Source organism: Enterococcus mundtii (assembly GCF_002947535.1).
Classification (GTDB): Bacteria; Bacillota; Bacilli; order Lactobacillales; family Enterococcaceae; genus Enterococcus_B; species Enterococcus_B mundtii_B.
Genome location: NZ_PUAP01000050.1, coordinates 1 through 20,073, shown reverse-complemented (window position 1 = coordinate 20,073; position 20,073 = coordinate 1). Strand labels below are relative to the sequence as shown.

20 protein-coding genes are annotated in these 20,073 nt (G+C 36.7%); 10 read left to right on the top strand and 10 right to left on the bottom strand.

Annotated elements, in window-relative coordinates; genetic code table 11:
• Window positions 1-183 precede the first annotated feature (183 nt).
• Complete coding sequence (locus tag CUS89_RS14385) at window positions 184-1,665, top strand: helix-turn-helix domain-containing protein (protein ID WP_104872634.1); 1,482 nt, start codon at window positions 184-186, stop codon at window positions 1,663-1,665.
• A gap of 109 nt (window positions 1,666-1,774) precedes the next feature.
• Here the strand turns inward: CUS89_RS14385 and CUS89_RS14380 are convergent, their stop codons facing one another.
• A complete protein-coding gene (locus CUS89_RS14380; protein ID WP_104872633.1) occupies window positions 1,775-2,143 on the bottom strand; it encodes a hypothetical protein in 369 nt (122 codons plus the stop codon).
• 901 nt (window positions 2,144-3,044) lie between these two features.
• Between CUS89_RS14380 and CUS89_RS14375 the strand changes: the two genes are divergently transcribed.
• From CUS89_RS14375 to CUS89_RS14345, 7 genes are read left to right on the top strand one after another with little or no spacing between them, the layout of a single operon-like run.
• Window positions 3,045-5,000: a BglG family transcription antiterminator gene (locus CUS89_RS14375; protein ID WP_104872632.1), complete on the top strand. Its 1,956-nt coding sequence runs from the start codon at window positions 3,045-3,047 to the stop codon at window positions 4,998-5,000.
• Window positions 4,990-5,445: a PTS sugar transporter subunit IIA gene (locus tag CUS89_RS14370; RefSeq protein ID WP_086335282.1), complete on the top strand. Its 456-nt coding sequence runs from the start codon at window positions 4,990-4,992 to the stop codon at window positions 5,443-5,445. Before CUS89_RS14375 ends, CUS89_RS14370 begins: the two co-directional genes overlap by 11 nt.
• Before the next feature lie 12 nt (window positions 5,446-5,457).
• Window positions 5,458-6,804: a PTS galactitol transporter subunit IIC gene (locus tag CUS89_RS14365; RefSeq protein WP_104872631.1), complete on the top strand. Its 1,347-nt coding sequence runs from the start codon at window positions 5,458-5,460 to the stop codon at window positions 6,802-6,804.
• Window positions 6,805-6,816: 12 nt separating this feature from the next.
• Window positions 6,817-7,101 carry a PTS sugar transporter subunit IIB gene (locus CUS89_RS14360; protein ID WP_104872630.1) on the top strand — a complete coding sequence of 95 codons (285 nt, stop codon included), beginning with the start codon at window positions 6,817-6,819 and terminating at the stop codon, window positions 7,099-7,101.
• Window positions 7,102-7,113: 12 nt separating this feature from the next.
• Window positions 7,114-7,947, top strand: coding sequence for a class II fructose-bisphosphate aldolase (locus CUS89_RS14355; RefSeq protein ID WP_104872629.1), 834 nt, complete (start codon window positions 7,114-7,116; stop codon window positions 7,945-7,947).
• 12 nt (window positions 7,948-7,959) lie between these two features.
• On the top strand, window positions 7,960-8,655 hold the full coding sequence (locus CUS89_RS14350) for a triose-phosphate isomerase (RefSeq protein WP_104872628.1): 696 nt from the start codon (window positions 7,960-7,962) through the stop codon (window positions 8,653-8,655).
• On the top strand, window positions 8,656-9,171 hold the full coding sequence (locus tag CUS89_RS14345; protein WP_019722787.1) for a YjbQ family protein: 516 nt from the start codon (window positions 8,656-8,658) through the stop codon (window positions 9,169-9,171). It abuts the gene before it with no gap.
• 148 nt (window positions 9,172-9,319) lie between these two features.
• Here the strand turns inward: CUS89_RS14345 and yicI are convergent, their stop codons facing one another.
• Genes yicI through CUS89_RS14325 form a run of 4 tightly spaced genes read right to left on the bottom strand, consistent with a single transcriptional unit; the run spans window position 9,320 to window position 14,624 of the window.
• Window positions 9,320-11,581 (bottom strand): alpha-xylosidase, encoded by a 2,262-nt coding sequence (gene yicI, locus CUS89_RS14340; protein WP_104872627.1) that lies wholly within the window; start codon window positions 11,579-11,581, stop codon window positions 9,320-9,322.
• An 11-nt stretch (window positions 11,582-11,592) separates the two neighbouring features.
• On the bottom strand, window positions 11,593-12,432 hold the full coding sequence (locus CUS89_RS14335; RefSeq protein ID WP_104872626.1) for a carbohydrate ABC transporter permease: 840 nt from the start codon (window positions 12,430-12,432) through the stop codon (window positions 11,593-11,595).
• On the bottom strand, window positions 12,429-13,295 hold the full coding sequence (locus CUS89_RS14330) for a carbohydrate ABC transporter permease (RefSeq protein WP_104872625.1): 867 nt from the start codon (window positions 13,293-13,295) through the stop codon (window positions 12,429-12,431). Before CUS89_RS14330 ends, CUS89_RS14335 begins: the two co-directional genes overlap by 4 nt.
• 48 nt (window positions 13,296-13,343) lie before the next feature.
• Window positions 13,344-14,624: an ABC transporter substrate-binding protein gene (locus CUS89_RS14325; protein WP_104872624.1), complete on the bottom strand. Its 1,281-nt coding sequence runs from the start codon at window positions 14,622-14,624 to the stop codon at window positions 13,344-13,346.
• 110 nt (window positions 14,625-14,734) lie between these two features.
• Here CUS89_RS14325 and CUS89_RS14320 point away from each other — a divergent pair, with 110 nt between their 5' ends.
• Together CUS89_RS14320 and CUS89_RS14315 are read left to right on the top strand one after the other, a co-directional pair.
• Window positions 14,735-15,679 carry a helix-turn-helix transcriptional regulator gene (locus tag CUS89_RS14320; RefSeq protein ID WP_104872623.1) on the top strand — a complete coding sequence of 315 codons (945 nt, stop codon included), beginning with the start codon at window positions 14,735-14,737 and terminating at the stop codon, window positions 15,677-15,679.
• Between the two features lie 287 nt (window positions 15,680-15,966).
• Window positions 15,967-16,620 carry a hypothetical protein gene (locus tag CUS89_RS14315; protein ID WP_104872622.1) on the top strand — a complete coding sequence of 218 codons (654 nt, stop codon included), beginning with the start codon at window positions 15,967-15,969 and terminating at the stop codon, window positions 16,618-16,620.
• 129 nt (window positions 16,621-16,749) lie between these two features.
• Here CUS89_RS14315 and CUS89_RS14310 read toward each other — a convergent pair whose 3' ends face one another.
• The 5 genes from CUS89_RS14310 to CUS89_RS14290 all read right to left on the bottom strand — a co-directional run bounded on the left by CUS89_RS14310 (window position 16,750) and on the right by CUS89_RS14290 (window position 19,863).
• Window positions 16,750-17,481, bottom strand: coding sequence for a hypothetical protein (locus CUS89_RS14310; protein ID WP_104872621.1), 732 nt, complete (start codon window positions 17,479-17,481; stop codon window positions 16,750-16,752).
• 154 nt (window positions 17,482-17,635) lie between these two features.
• Entirely contained in the window at window positions 17,636-17,839 is a 204-nt protein-coding gene (locus CUS89_RS14305; RefSeq protein WP_104872620.1) for a helix-turn-helix domain-containing protein, read from the bottom strand.
• 203 nt (window positions 17,840-18,042) lie between these two features.
• Window positions 18,043-18,633 (bottom strand): hypothetical protein, encoded by a 591-nt coding sequence (locus CUS89_RS14300; protein WP_104872619.1) that lies wholly within the window; start codon window positions 18,631-18,633, stop codon window positions 18,043-18,045.
• Between the two features lie 493 nt (window positions 18,634-19,126).
• On the bottom strand, window positions 19,127-19,306 hold the full coding sequence (locus CUS89_RS14295) for a DUF3149 domain-containing protein (protein ID WP_104872618.1): 180 nt from the start codon (window positions 19,304-19,306) through the stop codon (window positions 19,127-19,129).
• 74 nt (window positions 19,307-19,380) lie between these two features.
• Window positions 19,381-19,863 carry a hypothetical protein gene (locus CUS89_RS14290; protein ID WP_104872617.1) on the bottom strand — a complete coding sequence of 161 codons (483 nt, stop codon included), beginning with the start codon at window positions 19,861-19,863 and terminating at the stop codon, window positions 19,381-19,383.
• Window positions 19,864-20,073 lie beyond the last annotated feature (210 nt).

The following is a 20,073-nucleotide window of genomic DNA, read 5'->3' as shown; positions in this document are numbered from 1 at the left end:
AAATAACATTAAAAAAATGAAAAACATTTAAATACAGGATTTGAAATTTTTAAAAATAACATTTTATCGTTTTACATATCTATACCAACAGTGATATAATAACATGACGAAAAAACGACTACTATCCACAATTTCTGTAGAATAAACGACAAAAATTGTATTCAAGAAATGGAGTAAATGAGGATGATACCAGACTATTTAAGAAAAGAATTAGCAGTTCTATTTTTTATTGTAAATAAAGATCAAACAACGACTGCTGATATTTCACGAGATTTGAAGTTATCTAAAAGAACCGTTAGAGAAGCCATTTCAACTATAAAAAAACATTTAGAAGAAAATCAAGATCTCAAAGACTTTATCGTGATAAAAAAATCTGGTATTATTCAAATCCATCCCACATTTAAAATAAAAGCAATCGATGTGGCATACAATCTAAAGCTTCAATTACTTAAAAGAAATACGATGTTTAATTATACTGTTTTATTACTCACTAGAACTTCACTTGATAAAAACACAATCATAAATGAGCTTTTTATCTCAACTAGTTATCTGAATAAGATTACCCAGAATCTAAATGAATTATTCTCAGCTTTCGACTTCACAATTACTATTACAAAAGGAATTTATTCTTTAAAAGGAAATGAAATGAATATACGGTTGTTTTCTTATGTATTCTTGCAGGATTCATTTCAAGATATAGAATGGCCTTTTTGTGATATATCCCTTGAAAGCATTCTAAAGAATATTCCAGAAGAAATATTGACCAACTCACACAAACGATCAAATATAAAAAATAGATCCCTTTGTATTCTCTATGCTATTTTGCAAATCAGAGTCAAAAATCAGAATTATGTGACTCCACCAAAAGACCGATTGATCCAAACGCTCTTCACGATTGTTCATGAAATTCTTGGTATAGCTTCGATTTATCAACAGAATATATTGGGTCCTCTCGAAAGAAACGCGGAAAAAACGGAAATTCAATATTTTAATTTCCTTGCACGTATTTTTATTTCAGATATCATTCAAACACAGGACAAAATCGATTTAGGAAAAACTTTTGTTAAAGAAAACCATCCTTACTGTGCGCTGTCTAGAGATATTCTTAGCCTAAACGCTATTTTGTTAGACGATAACACTTCTAAAGAAGAACTCTATCTATTTAACTACTATATAACATTATTCAATACTTTTTATTTTTTAGTTGGCGATGTATTAGATTGTTTTAATGATTTATTTGTCCCGTCTTGGTCTTTTCATTCAGATGTAAAAAATGAATATATGTCGATCATTGAAACGAATCTGTCATCCCTTGCTCTTAATGAAAAGCACAAAAATTACTTATCAAATCAACTATATACTCTTCTCACTTCTGAAATGAAGTCAGAAGTGAGAATCTATTTATATCTGTCCAAAGACTTTACTGCAAGTTTTTTTATTGAGAATCAGCTTAGACATCTATTCAATGAAAAGCAAATTATGATCACAGATAATTATTCTTTATCAGATATCGTCATCACAGATACATTAGAACGGTCAACAGCAAATAAGAAGATTTTTTATTTAGAGTCATTAGATAATGAAACAAGATGGAAAGAATTACTCTTCCTGATCCAAGAAACCTATCTAGACAAACAAAAGAGTCAGAAAAATCAATTCCGCTAATATTAAGCGCTTACTCAATTATTATTGACATAGTAAAAAGGACTAAGGAATCTAACCAGATTCTGTAGTCCTTTCTCAATATCTTTGACTAGATGAATCTAAAAGCAAGTTAAAACATCGGCTCTTTTTTTATAAAATAATTCCTTAGATAATAAAAACACATCCCTAAAGAGGCTGCGAACATTATCCATAGATACTCATGAAGCGGTATACTGATTTTTATACTATCTAGATATTCCAATGTCTTTTCAAATGTATATGACAGAAGAAACATCAGTAAAAAAACTTTGAGCTTGCCAAGTTTTTGTTCAATACTTTGTTCACCTAGTGTAGCTAGTCCTAAAATCAATCCAATAGTACTTGGGTACAATATAACAAATTCTTGTTTTGAAAATATTTTTGCAATTCCAATAGCAATTAAATTCACATATGAAGCAAGTAACACGTTTCTTAAAATATTGCTTAGTATGATTTTCATGTTCGCGTCAACTCCAAAATAGATGTTTTTAAATAGACTAACTATTTAACTTTCTCACAAGCGGATATACATCACTTATACCATTTTCTGTCGATAATTGTTCATATTAGTCAGAAAATACCCTTTTGAGGTCATAATCGTAAAGTATTTTTTTCAAAAAATAAGCCATCAAAGCCAAAAATTTTTTTTAGCTTTGATGGCTTATTTTGAATGCTCACTTCTATTCTAAATAGGTCATCTAGACTATTTTTTATGCTATTTTAAGTACCAATTCTATTAAATATCTCTTTGATTCCAACTGTTACATTGATTCTTCCCAAACATTGATACTGATAACTGTCTCTTTTGGCAACTCTCCGCTGATTTCTTTATCAATAATAAAAAAAACATTACTTCTGTACGGATAGTCACTCTCTAAAATAATAGCTATATGCTCTTTATGTTTTTTCTAGCTCCGCTCGCACAGCTGCACATATGAAATCAGAACGCTCAGAGTAAAATCCACTTTAATAAATACATCGATTTGTTCAAATTCTCTTGATAAAAATTAACACTGATTTGCTCACTTTGCCTATTCTCTTTTTCATTCTAAAGCCTTCGTTTTTCATGCACTTGGATTCTATTGGCATTTATTTAAGCCAAACAATAACAACTAAAAATCAGTATTGAAACAACAACTTCTTTTTTACTCACTCGTCCTCTTTAAACATTCCGCTAAGCATTAAACTTTGATTGATTCCTTTTTGTCATTACCTTGTCCCACTCATAAACTGTCCGTTGAAATCGAAAAAACATTGTTATACCAAGGACTACCACATTAATGTGGTAATTAATTATCATTTACTACATAACAAAATTTCATTAAGATAGAATTAAGGAAGCGCTTCCGGAGGTGGGTTTGATGAGTTTAAGCAAAAGGGAAAAGCTGTTGCTACGTCTACTTTTAGACCAACAAAAGTATCAACCAGCAGCATTTTTCCAAAAACAGTTGTATGTCTCTCCTAAGACAGTTTACAACGACTTAACAAGTTTGGAAGAAAAAATAAAAGAAACTGGTGCCGTGATCACTAAACTACCTCGCAAGGGTATTCGCTTAGAAGGTACTGAATCAGCGAAACAAAATGCACGTTCTTTGTTGGTATATGAGCAACTCATTCTTGATGAATACTCCCCAGAATACCGTCGCTTGTTTATATTCGGGAACTATTTTTTTTCAGAAAAAGCCATGCGTTATCATGAGTTTGCTGAATACTTTTTTGTGAGCCAGCAGTCGATCAAAAATGATGTAGATGACATCGTAAGATTTTGCCAATCGAAACAGATCACAGGAAAAGTAACGTCACATGGGTTGCAATTAATCGCAGATGAGTCTGTTCAACAGAATGCTTTCAAATCATTCTTAGAACCATATATGGAAACTGAAGGAAGTCAACATACTTCTATTCCTTCGCTGTTTGATGATCGAATTATCGACCTGACAGAGCATTTTATTTATGGGATGATCCAGCAAATTGGACGACAAATCAATAACTATTTTGTGGAATCACTGTCTTTATCTTTACAGATTTTTTTATCTAGGCTTCTTTTAGATCATCACATCGAAAAGCAAGAACAGCTAGTCTTTGATGAATTGAAACGAATGAAACTGTATATGATTGCTCGTTCATTTGCCGAAATGGTCAATGAATCCTTGTCTATTTCATTACAGGAGTCAGATATCCAATATATCTGCTCGCTCTTACTTGCACATGGGATCGAACCTTATGTCCAAAGTACGGATAAACCAGATTCGGTAATCACTGTTTCCACGAAACGAATCATTGATAAAATGTCGACTTTATTGAAAATCGACTTGACGCAAGATGAACTGTTATTACAAGCCTTGCTCTCACATATCGTACCCATGATCCATCGTCTGAAAACAGGTATGTTGATCAAGAACCCTTTGCTTAAAAGTATCAAAACACAATATTCGACGATGTTCACATTGACCAAGTATGCGATTAGCGAGTTAGAGAAAGAATTCCGTTGTTCTTTAACAGAGGATGAAGTCTCTTTTCTCACGATTCATTTCCAACTGGCTTTTGAAAAGCGAAAGATGACAAATCATATCCTCATCGTTTGTCGCTCTGGCCTTGCCACTTCAGAATTGATTTTCAATCGGATCAAGCAGACCATTTCGGCGAATACTGTTTTAGAAATCATTCAATCAAACAAACTCTCTCACACTTCTTTGGAGATGGTTGATCTAATCATTTCAACAATTCCTTTAGAAGAAGTAGAACCGCCTGTTATGTACGTGTCTGCTTTACCAACTACCGAGGAAATCACAAACATTTCAGCAAGAATTTCTAATTTGAACGAAAATGAAAAAAAATTCCATTCAAAAAAATATCAATCGCCCACTTTACTAAAAAAATATCTTGACCCAGATTTCATTTATATACAAAAGCCCTTTTCTACAAAAGAAGCGATCTTGTCTTTTTTGGCCGATGATTACTTTGAAAAAGATTTAGTTAGTCACGGTTTTAAACGCTCTTTATTTGATCGCGAAGAATTAGGTAGTACAGGATTAAAAACGGGAGTTGCGATCCCTCATGCTGATCCACACACAGTGAAAGAAACAAAATTGGCATTTGTCACACTTGCTTCACCAATTGTTTGGGGAGACACGAAGATCCAATTGATTGTTTTATTAGCAATCGCTGAAGAAAATATGACCGAAGCAAAAGAATTGATTGCTTCAATTTATGACTTATTCAATTCCTCAGAAGAAATCCAGTGGATTGTAGCGAGTCAAACACCAGATGAACTTTATCACAGACTTTTAAGAGGAGGGAATGAGCTTGTTTTTTGATCATCAACTTGCATTATTGAATCAATCATTCGCAACGAAAGAAGAAGCGTTGCAAAAACTATCAGAAGAACTACGAAAAAAACAGTGTGTCACGGATGATTTTTATCAAAATATTATTCGTCGTGAGGAAGTATTTCCGACAGGCTTAGCAATCAACGGTATAGGCGTTGCGATCCCACATACAGATAGTCAATACGTCAATGAATCACAAGTGGCGTTCATGTCACTCAATAAACCATTACCATTTATTGAAATGGGCACCAATGATAAAGAAATAGATGTTTCATTGTTGTTCATGCTTGCGTTGAAAGAACCTCATGAACAACTGGAGATGTTGCAACAATTGATTGAGATGTTCCAGAAACCTGGCGTTTTAGAGGAACTCTTAACACTCACTACAGAAACAGAATATCTAGCGATTATCAAAAAATATGGCTTACATTAAGGAGGAACATTTATGTTAGACGCATTACAGTGGTTTGTTGATTTAGGTTCGATTGTTGTCCTTCCTATTCTTATCTTTATTTTCGGGATCATTTTAGGAACAAAACCAGGAAAAGCATTTACTTCGGCGTTGACAGTTGGTGTTGGTTTTGTTGGATTGAACCTAGTAATCGACTTACTAGGAAACAGCTTGGGACCAGCGGCACAGCACATGGTTGAGCGATTAGGGTTAAACTTGACCACGATCGATGTCGGTTGGCCAGCAGCAGCAGCGATTTCTTATGGAACGATTTTGGGGAGTCTCGCGATTCCAATTGGTGTAGTATTGAATATCGTACTGATTTTACTCGGCTTGACGAAAGTATTGAATGTCGATATCTGGAACATCTGGCATGCTGCATTTATTTCTTCACTTATTTTTGCTTTGACCGGTGATTTCGCTATGGGGATCGCTGCAACAGTGATTTATTTGATGATGATCCTTTTGATGGGCGATATTTTAGGACCGATCATCAACAAATTTTATGGATTCCCCAATATTACGTTCCCTCATGGAACAGCAGCTCCAGGATTTGTCTTTGCATTACCAATGAACTGGATTTTTGATCGTATCCCAGGATTGAGAGATTGGAAAGCTGACCCAGAAACGATTCAAAAGAAATTCGGTGTTTTTGGTGATTCAACCGTAATGGGCTTCTTGATTGGTTTGGTGATGGGGATTTTAGCTGGCTATGATGTTGCGGGTACTGGACAATTGGCGGTTCAAACAGGTGCCGTTATGGTGATCATGCCTAAAATGGTTGCTTTATTAATGGAAGGGCTTACTCCAATATCAGAAGCTGCCAATGAATTTGTCAAGAAACGTTTCCCAGGAAGAGAACTTTATATCGGAATGGATGCTGCGTTATCTGTAGGTCATCCAGCTGTTCTTTCTTCTTCCTTATTACTCGTGCCGATTACGATCTTATTAGCGGTTATCCTACCCGGCAATACAACTTTGCCTTTTGGTGACTTAGCAACGATTCCATTCTTGATCTGTTTGATGGCTGCAGTCTTTGCAGGAAATATCATTCGAACAGTGATTGCTGGAACACTCTACATGGTAAGTATTCTTTACATCACATCTTGGGTTGCCCCTTTAGTAACAACAGCTGCTCGTTCGGCAAACTTTGATTTACAAGGAAACTCAACGATTACTGCGATGGCAGAAGGTGGACTCTGGACAACTTGGATGTATGTCGGACTAACAAAAGTTTTAAGCTGGGGTGGTTTAGCGATCATCGGGGCAGTTGTTCTTTTCGGATTGATCTACGTCAACAAAATTTTACCAAAAAAACAAGCAGCTAAAACAGCTGAATAGGAGGAAACTAGAATGAAAAAATTATTGATTATGTGTGGTACAGGTGTTGCAACTTCTACTGTTGTAACGAACAAAGTAAAAGAATGGTTAAAAGAAAAAGGGTTAACGGAGCAAGTGAAATTGTATCAATCAAAAGTAGCCGACGAAATGAATAAAATCGACGAATACGACATTATTGTAAGTACGACAGTCGTACCAGATTCGATCAAAGATCGTGTCATTATGGGTCTGCCTTTGTTGACAGGTATCGGTACCGATGCGATGTATGCTGAAATCGAGAAGAAAATCAACGAATAAAGGAGAATCCACATGCTGGTTACCACAAAAGAATTATTTGAACAGGCAGATAAAAATAATTACGCGATCCCTGCTGCCAATTTCTTCGATTTAGATAGCGCAAGAACGTACGTAAAAACGGCCGAACGATTAAAGAAACCATTGATCTTAGCGTTCGCCCAGTCTCATATGGCGATGATGTCGTTAGAAGAAGCCGCTTTGATTGGTAGATTCTTAGCAGAACAAAGTACTTCACCTGTCGCCTTGCATTTAGATCATGGTCAAGACGAAGAAATCATCAAGCAAGCAATTGATCTAGGATTTACTTCTGTCATGATCGACGCATCAGAAGATGCATTCGAAGAGAACGTTCGCCGATCAAAAGCGATCGCTGATTATGCTCATCCTTTTGGTGTGGTTGTTGAGGCAGAGATCGGTCACGTCGGCGCTGGAGATAGCTTAGAATCAGAGGAGAGTGACTCCATCTATACAGAATTTAGTGAAGCTGTGAAATTTGCAGAAGCAACTGGCGTAGACTCATTGGCAGTATCTATCGGTACCGCCCACGGTCACTATACAGGTACACCTAAAATCAACTTTGATGTTCTACAGCAGCTTTATGAGGCACTAGCTATTCCTTTAGTATTACACGGTGGTTCTTCTTCTGGCGATGAAAATCTTGAGAAATGTGCGCTCAACGGCATTCGTAAAATCAATATCTTCACCGACTTCATCACGGCAGCAATGGATAAGATCCGTGAAGAGCAACCAGAAAATTACTTTGACTTGATCCATGATGCAAACGAAGCAATCGCTAAAACTCTAGAGCATTATTTTAATGTCTTCCACACAGCTTCTCATGAATAAAGGAGTGTAATTATGCAAAAAAGAACCTTACGTACCCCATTCTTTGTTGTTAATCCAAAAGCTTATTTATATGGCGACCAAGCACTTGCCTTAGCCAAGGTAGCAGATGAACTATCTGGTACACACGATATTGACATTTTATTCACTGTCCAGCATGTCGATGCTGCACGAATCAAAAACGAAACCGATCATTTATTCATTACTGTCCAACATTTAGACGGACTTCAAGTAGGCCGCGGCATGGGCTATATTCTTCCTGAAGCACTTGCTGAAGCAGGTGTTACCGCTACATTTTTAAATCATGCGGAACATCCAATGACTGTGAACGAACTGACAAAAGCTGTGAAACGTGCGGATGAGCTAGGTATCCTTACAATCGTTTGTGCAGATTCCATTGCAGAAGCACAAGCAGTGGCAACACTTCATCCTGATGTGATGGTGTGCGAACCAACTGAGTTGATTGGTACTGGGCAATCAAGCGATATCTCTTATATGAAGGCAACCAATGAGGCTGTTCGTGCGATTAATCCAACTATCCAAATCTTACAAGCTGCGGGAATCTCTACTGTGGAAGATGTAGAAAAGGCGTTATTATCTGGCGCAGATGGCACTGGGGGAACGAGCGGCATCGTAGCAGCTGACGACCCTGTTCAAACATTGACGAATATGATCCAGAAAGTAGCTGAACTGAAAAAGGAGCTTAAATAGATGAAATTTGCAAAAGACCAATTAACTTTGACTTCAAACGGTAATCGTGTGTCTTATCATAATATTACTGAACAAGTAAAAGCAATTGTTGAGAAAAGTCAGATCACGAATGGTATTTGTCTCGTTCAATCTCCTCATACGACTTGCTCAGTGATTTTTGAAGAGTACATGCACGATACCGATTTTAATGGCGATGAATTTCTACAAGTAGATCTAAATCGTATTTTAGATAAAATCATTCCGAGAGAACTATCTGAGAACACAAATTATCGTTATCCAGGACCGAAGCATTTAGAATTCCTGATGGGTCTGGATGATCCTAACTATCCAACCGATCCTGCAACGATTTTAAATGGCGATGCCCACATCCGCTCTTCCTTTTTCGGTGCAAGCGAAAGCTTTATTTTGAGCGAAGGAAAATTAGAGATTGGGTCTGTTGGCTATATTTACTTTGTTGACTTTGACCAAAACCGTGTACGAAATCGAACCTGTCACGTCATGGTGATGGGAGAGTAAATTCTCTCTTTCGATTTCCCATTCATTCGGAACCACCATTGATGGCTAGACAAAACAGACGAGACAACACGCACACTCTACCTACTCCCATTGGTTGATGTGAAGGTGTCGTTTCGTCTTTTTGGTTGTCTGAAATCAAACGACTCTTCTAGTGTTCAACGAGGATGGAACAGCCTAGTGGATGATCTATTGCTCCTTGAACTTTTCGATTTCTGAACACCACTTGGACGTTTGATAACCCTTCTATCTTGACCTGATAGCTATTATCTTCAGGGGTAACAGTGATCGTACCAACCGGAACCCCCTGTTGATCTACCACTCGTTGTGTCACTTTTTCAGTCAGCTCAAAAACGTGCACGGTCAAGTCTTTTGTATAGTCGTAAGCAGCGGTCGTATCTATGGAACCTTCAATGAGCAATGAATTAGGACGGACCATGAGGGGTAAGTGGAAGTAATCATAGGTCTGTGTGTGCCATTGTTGTCCTTCATATACACGATTATCTAAATAATTCGTCCAACGCCCTTCTGGTAAATAAAAAGTGACCTTTCCCTGCTCATTGAAAATCGGTGCAATCAACAACCGTTCACCGAACATATATTGTTTGTCGATCGTATGCGTCGTATAGTCTTCTGGAAATTCCAGCATCACTGGACGCATCATCGGGATGCCCGTTTGCGCTGTTTCTACCGCTTGCTCATAGATATAAGGCATCAAGCGGTTTTTTAATTTAGAAAATCGTTGACTGACCAACACAGCTTCTTCCCCAAAGTTCCATGGCACTCGATACTCAATGTTGCCGTGGTAGCGACTATGAGTAGACAATAATCCGAATTGTGTCCAACGTTTATAAATATCCGCTGTCGCATTCTCTTCAAATCCACCAATATCATGACTCCAGAAGCCAAAACCGGATAACACAAATGAGAGTCCACCCCTTAATGATTCCGCCATGGACGGATATTCCGATAAGTTGTCCCCTCCCCAATGAACTGGGAATTTTTGTGAACCAACCGAAGCAGAACGAGCAAATACGACGGCTTCATCTGGGCGTAATTCCGCTAATAATTCAAAGACGACTTCGTTATAAAGATACGCATAATAGTTGTGCATTTTTTTCGGGTCAGAACCATCGTAATAACTCACATCAGTAGGTATACGTTCACCAAAATCCGTCTTGAAGGAATCGACACCGATTTCTATGAGTTCCTTCAGTCTTTCTTTGTACCATTGACGTGCTTCTGGATTTGTAAAGTCAATGATTCCTTGACCCGCTTGCCAAAGATCCCATTGCCAAACTTCGCCATCTTTATCTTTGATGAAATAGCCTTTCTCTTTACACTCTTGAAAGGCTGCTGCTTTTTGTCCAATATACGGGTTGATCCATACGCAGACCTTCAAGCCCTTCTGGTGGATTTTTTCAATCAGTTGTTGCGGATCTGGAAACAGCTCGCGATTCCATTCAAAACCACACCACTCGAATTCTTTCATCCAAAAACAATCAAAATGAAAGACATCAAACGGAATCTCTCGTGTCTGCATTTCTTCAATAAATCGCATGACTGTTTCTTCACGATAGTCCGTCGTAAAGGAAGTTGATAACCACAAACCAAACGACCATGCAGGTGGCAAGGTAGGTTTGCCAGTTAAATCAGTGTATTTTCTTAAGATCGTTTTCATATCGGGTCCATAAATGACATAGTATTCCAATCGTTCACCTGCTACACTGAATTGTGTGCGTGAAACATTCTCCGAACCGACTTCAGATGAGACATTTTCAGGATGATTGACAAAGACACCATAGCCTTGATTCGTTAAATAAAAGGGAATATTTTTATACGCTTGTTCACTACCAGTACCGCCATCTTGATTCCAACAATCAATGATTTGCCCATTTTTGATGAATGGGGTGAATCGTTCACCTAAGCCATAGACATATTCATACGGATCTAATGCCAACTGTTCCCGCATATAACACTGGCCGTCACTACTTTTGACCAATGCCTGTGCTTTTGGTAAAGAAGATGTCAAACGTTTTCCTTCCGCGAGAAAATCAATCTGGAATGCGGCGCTTTTCGGCACTCGCGCGACTAATTTTCCTGATTGGAAGGTATAAAATTCTTCATTTTCTGTATCGATCATGACAGAAGATGATTGCCTGTTTAGTTGAAAATGTGGACCTGCTTGTGCTTTGTCATGATGCACCAGTTGTACTTTGATGATATCTTCTCTTGGTGATTCAAAAGACAAGGTCGTCATCCCTAGATTCAAGGTATCTCCTCTTGTCTGGATCGGTTTATAAGGCAAGAAAAGGGTCAACTTATCCTCATTCACTTGAGCTTCATAGACATGGTTCGGGTGTTCAAGATGAAATCCTTCTTTTGCCAACCAATAACCGTTTGTAAACTTCATTTATTTTCCTCCTACTTCACTGCGCCATCTGAAATGCCTTTTACGACATGTTTTTGCAAGACAACAAATAAAATAATAATCGGTAAGACGACGATCACTAGCGCAGCCAGTGCCAAGTGCCACTGCTTATTAAATTCGCCGAAGAAATAAAACATCCGTAAAGGAATCGTATACATTCCTGCTTTGTTGATGCTTAATGAAGGCAACAGATAATCATTCCAAAACCATAAGGCGTTCAACACGATCACTGTCACTGTCGTAGGCTTCAGCAAAGGAAAAATGACTTTCCAGTAGATTTGGAAGGTGTTTGCCCCATCGATCAATGCCGCTTCGTCTAATGATTTCGGAATCCCTCGTAAAGCACCATAATATAAAAAGGTCGACATACTTGTTGCTAATCCTAGATACATCAGCATCAAACCTGGCTGATTCAGCATACTGACTTGCCCAAAAAGTGAAATCAAGGGGATCATGATTCCTTGAAAAGGAATCAATAAGCCAATTGCTACAATAAAATAAAGAAATGAACTTAAGCGACTCGTATTTCTCGATAACGCGTAGGCCGCCATTGAAGAAACGAACACGATCAACACTAGTGATCCGATCGTTATCAGTAACGAATTGGCCGCACTTTTGAAAAAATCTAACCGTTCGAACGACTCGATGTAGTTATCAAGTGTTAGCCCAGCTGGTAAAGTGAGTGTATTTTGGAATATCTCTGCTTTGGTTTTGAAAGAGTTGATCACCACTAAGAAAAAAGGATAAAACCACAGACTAGCAAGCACCAATCCGCTAAAAATCAGTACAGGCTTCTTAAACTGTCGTGGATGTTTTACTTTTGGTTGTTTCATGCACTGACCTCCTTTTTTCGTGTCAGCGAGATTTGAACCACTGAGATGATCACAATAATAACCAGAAAAATCACCGCTTTAGCCTGTGCATAGCCCATTTTTCGCATCCCGAATGCTTCATTGTAGATATTCATCGCCACCATTTGTGTGGAATTGAACGGCCCACCTTGTGTCAAAGCTAAGTTTTGATCATAGATTTTAAATGCGTTGGACAACGTCAAGAACAAAGTGACGGTGAAAGCTGGCATCAACATGGGTAATTTGATACGGAAAAAGACTTGCAAAGGATTCGCCCCATCCATATCTGCCGCTTCCAAAATCTCTTCTGGAATATTGTTGAGAAAGGAGATATAGATCAGCATCATATAGCCACTCATTTGCCAAACAAATAAAATAATGAGCCCCCAAAACCCCGTTTCCGGCGTGTTCAGCCAACCAGCAAAAAAATTGATACCCGTCATAGTTGCTAGACTTTCAAATGCTTTATTGAAAATAAACTGCCAAATAAATCCTAGGATGATCCCTCCAATCAGATTTGGCATGAAAAAGATTGTACGGAAAAAAGTCGTCCATCTACCTAATTTTTGTGTCACGAACATCGCTAGACCTAAAGCCACGATGTTGATCAAAATCACACTGAAAAATGAGAATTTTGCGGTAAACAGTAAACTGTCGATAAATCCTTGATCATTAAATGCCCGAAGATAGTTTTCAAATCCAACGAATTCACCTACTGTATTGCCATTCCAGTTTGTGAGTGAGTAATACCCCCCTGTCATTAATGGAATGAATAAAACAATCGCTAACGCCAATAACGCTGGTGCAAGTAGTAACCAAAAAGCTTTTGTGCGATTTGTTAACATGAGAACCCTCCTTGTGTCTCACTAGATAAAAACTAGCAGTTCACCACTTTACTTCCTCTCTTGTGCCCAACTGGTCTGCAAGGTATCGATAAACTCCTCCCAAGAGATTCGATCGGCTGCATACGCTTGGATCTGGACGCCAAATATATTTTGCCCAAACCCATCTGGATAGGAATTATGGACCCATGGAACGGTTTTACCTTCGCTTAAATACGTATAGATTTCTTTGGATAACGGATCATTGATCGCTTCGCTGGAAAAGTTGGTATAAGCCGGAATAAATTGAAACTCATCAACGATTGCTGTCATCGCTTGCTCATCCGTATACATCCACGTTAAAAATTCGATCGACGCATCAATGACTTCTTGGTCTTTGTCTTTATTGACCCCCCAATACCAAGCTGGCCCCGCCACGATGTTGCTTTCCCCTGATGATTCGATCTGCATAGGAAGAATCCCTAGTTTTTCTTTCGTGAACGTCTCATCTAAGCTATCCAATGTCGGCACGATCCAATTGCCTTGATGGATGATAGCCACCTTTTCACTGGCAAATAACTCTTCAACGGACGTACTGTAATCCATTGCCTCCATTGGTTGTGCATTGTACTTAATGACTAAGTCGGTGTAGTTTTTCATTTGCTCGGCATAATCTACGCTTAATTCCGGTGCTTCATAGGTCACTTCTAAGCTGTTCTCAAACTCCGGAGCAAGAAAATTCGAACTATACTGACTGGATACCCACGTTTCTGCTCCACTAAAACCAAATACGCCTTGTAGCCCAAGTTCGTCTTTTTTTCTATCCAATAATTGAACGGCTTCTTCAAATGACTCAAAGGAGTTGATTGATCCACTATCGATTCCGGCTTGTTTAAAAATCTCCTGATTGATCAACCAACCATATCCTTCGATATTCATCGGCACCCCATAGATCGTCTCGTCGAGTGTGGCGCCCTCCAATGTTCCCTCAATTGCCTGTTTTGCTAATGTCGTTTCCCCAAGATCATAGAGTTTATGTTGCCAGATCTGCGTATCCGCCAAGCCACCCAACATAAAGATATCTGGTTCATCCCCTGAGGAAAATTTTGATTGCAGCGCTGCTGTCGCATCGGTTCCTCCGCCAACCGTCGTCAAGTTGATCTTGATTTGCGGATGGTCTTTCTCGAAATCCTCCACTAAGGCATCCATTTGCTCGGCTGTTTCTGTCTTGATATTGAAAATCTCTAATGTTACACTACCATCATCTGAAGACTCGCTTTGTGCCGTACCGCAGCCAGTAATTCCTAACACCATGACAAAAGCAAGTAGCAAAAATCTTCGTTGTTTCTTCATGATCATTCCTCCTCTTATTCACAAATTGATTATATTGATATTTACAACGGTATGTAATCGCTATCTTAATCAAAATACCTTGTAATATTGATCAAAATGGAGGAAATGTGATGTTTAGACCAAACGATATTTTTACCCCCAATCCCAGTCAACAAGATATTGATACGACACTAAAGGAAATGACCGAACATGGCGATAGTTTGTTTCCAATTGCCGTTCACTATACGAATCATCCCGCCCATCAGGAAAATATGATCCACCCCCATTGGCATCGAGAACTAGAGATTCTTTATGTCTATCGAGGACTCATGGAAGTCAAAATAGAAGGAGTATCTTACGTTGTTCATGAAGGAGAGGTTATGTTTATTCCTGCGAATCAATTACATGAAGCACTCAATCACCAAGTGAATGCCTGTGCTTTTTTTGCCATCGTATTTGATGCTTCATTCATTGAAAGTCGCGTTTCCGATCATATACAGCAAACTTATCTTGATCCATTGCTCCATTCACCAGAACAAGCAGCGATCCATTTTGCAAATGATTGTTCAAGTATTGCGGAAATCCAACAACTTGTTACCACGATCATTGATACATTTGCCCTGAAAGAATCTCGCTTTGAACTGACGATCAAAGCACAATTGTTCTTACTGATCAAACATTTTTCGCGCTGTAGTACTCAAGTAAATCCTGCGAAACTAGTTGCTAGTAAAAACAAACTCAACACCTATCGCTGTAAAAAAATCATTCTATACCTTGAAGAAAATTACCAAAACACGATCACTCTTGAAGCAATCAGTCGTCATATTGGATATAGCAAAGAGCATTTCTGTCGTTTTTTTAAAAAACATTTTCGTATGACTTTTTTCACGTATTTAAATCAAATGCGCATCAAAAAAGCCGAGTACCTGTTACTGCATACAGAGTTGAAAATCATCGATATTGCCTTGGAAGCTGGTTTTGAAGACCCTAATTACTTCACTAGCCTGTTTAAACGTGAAACGCAAATGACTCCGACAGGTTATCGGAAAAAAATGTGCGATTTCACCAATATATGAGCCTATTTCTTGATTATTACCAGTAGCTTTTTCACCCCATCAACTAGCGATAGTGGAAAAGACTAGGACAACTCTCATAGATAGTTACTGAATATAAAGAAATATCGACTAAAAACTTGGAGAAAGTTTTATAGTCGATATTTCTTTTATAGATAATCTAGGATAATGCTTATTTTTGCTCTTCATTACCAGAAGAAAGTATCCTAGTTTGTTCTTTACTTTAAAATATCCATCGTTATAATAATATGTATTCAAACTATATCTATCACTTAGGAGTTCACGAGTATATGAAAAACAAGGTTTTTTTAACAATGAGTAGCTTATTTTTTTTGGTTACATTAACAAGCTGCAAACCTACAAGTCCTACAAACACAGTCTCTTCGGTAATCGCTAGTACAGTAACTACAGATAATGAATCATCCGCAACACCCTCTGATCACTCAGATTCAGAGAGCGAATCATCAAATGATACGACAACACTTCATGGATTAAACGATCCGGCCACAATCTACTTAAATGGAGAACCTGCAGTTACTATCGAAATTATTAAGGCCAGTGCCCAGCCTGATGATGTCACTCGAGGACAAACCTACTTAGTTCCAAAATTAGACACTATCATCAGACTTGACATTCGCATGACAAACCATTCAATTAATGGTTTTAACGATGGTTCGCAATTTTATAGAAACTTTGATTTAGTTACAGAAGATGGCATTAATGTTTATCCTACATTACAACACCAACCAAGCGGTCAGCCAGAGACAGCTCCTTTAAAATTGGGAACCACAGGTGTGGTCCAAGCTTACTTCTTATTAGACGATGATATGAAGAATACTAACGTTGATGAAATTAACGTTGAATATTATTACGTGCGTGATTTAGTCAACCAAAATAGCCAAGATTTTAGTTCAATAAAATTTAAAGTTCCAGTTACACATTGATATTATGAATAAAATCTCACTTAAGCTAACAAACAAGTACCTTGCTAAAGAACAAGGTACTTGTTTGTTTATATATATATATATATTATTTTTTAAATATCAGTAAAGCTAGTATAGGATATTTTTTACTTAGTTAAATATATTCATCGCACTGATCAACATCTGGATATCTTCTGTATTTCCAGTAGGTATAGTTATTCTCTGCGCATTATCGAGTATTTTCTGTTCTTCCTGCTTCATAATAACTGGATCATCTGACTGTTGAAAGTGACTTGGTACAGGATAATACATTATTGAACCATCATGGTTACTAGAATAAACAACTAAACCTTGATACCCATATTTTCCGGTTAAGGTCACTGTCTCTTGTGGATAAACTATACTATTCTCATCATAAGGATTGATTTTTGTACCCGCTGGAGAATGGGTAACATTTAATGTAAAACCTGCATTACCTAAATCATTTTTATAAGCTATACCATTAATAGTTAACCACACACGTGCATATTCAATTTGTTCGTCTGAGTAAACACTTAACGGATCATTTATGGATTCCGAGGGTACTGTTGAGGATGTTGCTGAATCCTCTGGAATCGTTGTTGACTGTTCGCTTTCAGTTATTTCACTCTCTGAGACAGTAGACTCTATTGTCTTGCTTTCTGAAAGAGTAGAAGTTGTTTCTTCTGATTTTTGAACAGTTGATTGTTGTGAATGATTCTCACTTGTATTAGATGAGGATTCCGTTTCATTAATACTTTGAATTATTTGACCATTGGTGGATTGAGCTGTTTCAGTATTTTTTGATCCACATCCGGTAAGAAGAATTAATAATAAAATACTGATTGGTACTATTTTTTTCATATTGAACACCTCTATTTAATTTATCAGTATTATTATAACGTATATTATTAATAACTTTTCAGTTTAATTAATCGGAGAAATTTATATATATACTTAACTATGTTGTAACGAAATGATAAGGACTGATGTGAAATTTTGTTCACTTCGGAAAATTTTATACTATCAATAACTTATTCCAGGGTTTCGCCTCTTTTACCCCCTCAAATGCATTCTCGTTATATTTATGCACCCAACTTTCTATAATCCCAATGGAAAGAGAATATTTCTTAGTGATACTATTCACGTTGCAACGACCATCTATCACCTCTGAAATGACCTGATATGTTTCTTCTGGAGAACAAAGGCTTTTCTTAGGCATACAAAAAACTCCCTATAAAGTAGATTTGGAATTTTTTTCCTTACCTACTTTATAGGGAGCATATCAATCTATCAACATTGGTCTCTTAATTGTATTTCGAGAAAGATTATTGTTCTACTCTCGTTGTGTTTTTTTAATTTACATCATTTGGTACAATCGACATAAATCAGAAAAGATATAAAGAACTAAACTATCCCCTCTAATTATCTAGCGGATGTAAGAATAAAAGTTTGATAGCTAGCATCATTAAATTCTTGGGTAACTAAATAGTTATTATCACCCAATAAAGTACCTCTATGGCTCAACACTCGCTGTTCATGATTATTAATCAATCGATATACATTCCCTTTTCCCGAAACCATCCCTAGATGACGAATTTTCCATTGTTGTGCTTCCACTGGTTTCGATGACGGAATTGCTCCTACGATTCTATCACTATTCACATCAAAACCAGACGATGAATGTAAATATCCGTATTGCATACCAGTACTAGTGAAGTATTGTGAATAAGTTTGAAGTTTGTAGGTATTTGTAGCTTTATCATACTTCATAACCCATTTTTGAGAGTCATCGTTAGTAGTCTTTTGCATGCTAACTTCATCCATATTTGCTACTTTACTCCAAGTAAGAGCATATGACTTATCCTCATAACTTTTAACATAAACTGGTATATTATCAAAAACGCCTCCATGGTCAGTTCCATCATCAATAGAACCTGCAGCTACAGAATTACCTCCTGCGAATAAACTTACTCCAACCACCGCACCTAATAATAATTTAGACATTACTTTCATTTTTTTTCCCCATTCCTATGTATTTAAATAAATATTTAATTTATTTAAATACAGTATGCATCAGTCCATTTTTATTATTACAATTTGTATACTATTGCAACATTATATATATTACTTAAAATTGAAATAATAAAATCTCTGAAAAATGTAACAATAGGGTGTACCCTAAATAGACACTGGCCGTTTATTTGATACTCTCCTTTTTAAAGGATAAATTTTTCCAGTTTTATTTGACATACTTTCCTTGGTAGATTAGGTCTCGCTGAAACATTTATGTACGGATGTTCCTGTCATGCCATTCTCTCTAAGATTGTTTAATAATATTAAAAGAGGACACGCCGAAAATTTTACTAAAGGTGATTTAATTGAAATAAAACTATTTGACAATGAGTCATATTTTATACTTATTCTATAAATACCTCATTGGTTCATTCATACTTTTAGAGAAGAACTTAGTTAATTATTTGTTTAAAAACAAGCATAGTAAGTTATCTCATTTTCCTAAATTTCCAGTCACTTTTTGGATAGGATCTATTTTATTTCCATTTTTATCCATAATTATTGTACGATTTACTTCATTCTTATCATGTTTTATTTTTGAAGTAAATAACCAAATAAAAATCATTGATACTAGAAGAATCAATAAAATTACAAATAGAGATTTTCTTTTCATATAAACTCCTAATTTTTGAACATTATATCACATATCATTTTCAAAAAAGATATAAATAATGCCTTTTTTCTTTTCTATAATGGAATTATGCTATAAGTTTGTCCACAAATAGGATTATCTACAGCAAAATAAAAATAGCTAGCTGTCTCTAAGGTATAAGGAGATCCGCTTAAAGGCATATTGTAAATATTTACTACAGAAGCTGGATCGGGGCGATCAGTCACAAAGCAAGCAAATCCTCCTAATGAAAAAGTCAACTTAGCTTTATTTGTATTATTAATTCCAAAAATATAGCCACTATATCGTGTGCCTGTTCCTGAAAATGGGTTAGAGTGATAGTTAGATCCAAACCTCAGCCACTTTAAAGTAGTCGGGGATGTTGTGCCTCTTGGTTGTACAAACAGTGTTTCAGGTTTGACTTCTTGTCCAAATTTATTATAAATAACAGTTTCCCCAGAGGAAGTTAAGGTCATCTGTTCAGCTTTCACCTCAGTATTCATGATTCCAAATATTGAAAAAACAACAAAACTCATGCCCAATAAAATATACTTTTTCATTTTTTATACCTCCTATGTATTTCATCATAAAAAAAATTTATTTCTCCTCTTATTCTCAAATATTCTCCTTTCCACTTTATAATTTAAATTATTCTTTTGTTATAAAAACGCTTTCTTTAGAAAGGATGACAATACCCTTCTTAAATATATAATACTAAAAATAAATAGACAACTAATGTTAATATCGTGTGTTATTCAACGTAAATATGT

Excerpts from the sequence above, each read along its gene's own strand:
- CUS89_RS14345 (WP_019722787.1), top strand. The coding sequence starts at position 8,656 with ATGAAATTTGCAAAAGACCAATTAACTTTGACTTCAAACGGTAATCGT.
- CUS89_RS14350 (WP_104872628.1), top strand. The coding sequence starts at position 7,960 with ATGCAAAAAAGAACCTTACGTACCCCATTCTTTGTTGTTAATCCAAAA.
- CUS89_RS14325 (WP_104872624.1), bottom strand. The coding sequence starts at position 14,624 with ATGAAGAAACAACGAAGATTTTTGCTACTTGCTTTTGTCATGGTGTTA.
- CUS89_RS14355 (WP_104872629.1), top strand. The coding sequence starts at position 7,114 with ATGCTGGTTACCACAAAAGAATTATTTGAACAGGCAGATAAAAATAAT.
- CUS89_RS14305 (WP_104872620.1), bottom strand. The coding sequence starts at position 17,839 with ATGCCTAAGAAAAGCCTTTGTTCTCCAGAAGAAACATATCAGGTCATT.
- CUS89_RS14375 (WP_104872632.1), top strand. The coding sequence starts at position 3,045 with ATGAGTTTAAGCAAAAGGGAAAAGCTGTTGCTACGTCTACTTTTAGAC.
- CUS89_RS14290 (WP_104872617.1), bottom strand. The coding sequence starts at position 19,863 with ATGAAAAAGTATATTTTATTGGGCATGAGTTTTGTTGTTTTTTCAATA.
- CUS89_RS14365 (WP_104872631.1), top strand. The coding sequence starts at position 5,458 with ATGTTAGACGCATTACAGTGGTTTGTTGATTTAGGTTCGATTGTTGTC.
- CUS89_RS14295 (WP_104872618.1), bottom strand. The coding sequence starts at position 19,306 with ATGAAAAGAAAATCTCTATTTGTAATTTTATTGATTCTTCTAGTATCA.
- CUS89_RS14380 (WP_104872633.1), bottom strand. The coding sequence starts at position 2,143 with ATGAAAATCATACTAAGCAATATTTTAAGAAACGTGTTACTTGCTTCA.
- CUS89_RS14360 (WP_104872630.1), top strand. The coding sequence starts at position 6,817 with ATGAAAAAATTATTGATTATGTGTGGTACAGGTGTTGCAACTTCTACT.
- yicI (WP_104872627.1), bottom strand. The coding sequence starts at position 11,581 with ATGAAGTTTACAAACGGTTATTGGTTGGCAAAAGAAGGATTTCATCTT.
- CUS89_RS14300 (WP_104872619.1), bottom strand. The coding sequence starts at position 18,633 with ATGAAAGTAATGTCTAAATTATTATTAGGTGCGGTGGTTGGAGTAAGT.
- CUS89_RS14320 (WP_104872623.1), top strand. The coding sequence starts at position 14,735 with ATGTTTAGACCAAACGATATTTTTACCCCCAATCCCAGTCAACAAGAT.
- CUS89_RS14385 (WP_104872634.1), top strand. The coding sequence starts at position 184 with ATGATACCAGACTATTTAAGAAAAGAATTAGCAGTTCTATTTTTTATT.
- CUS89_RS14310 (WP_104872621.1), bottom strand. The coding sequence starts at position 17,481 with ATGAAAAAAATAGTACCAATCAGTATTTTATTATTAATTCTTCTTACC.
- CUS89_RS14315 (WP_104872622.1), top strand. The coding sequence starts at position 15,967 with ATGAAAAACAAGGTTTTTTTAACAATGAGTAGCTTATTTTTTTTGGTT.
- CUS89_RS14335 (WP_104872626.1), bottom strand. The coding sequence starts at position 12,432 with ATGAAACAACCAAAAGTAAAACATCCACGACAGTTTAAGAAGCCTGTA.
- CUS89_RS14330 (WP_104872625.1), bottom strand. The coding sequence starts at position 13,295 with ATGTTAACAAATCGCACAAAAGCTTTTTGGTTACTACTTGCACCAGCG.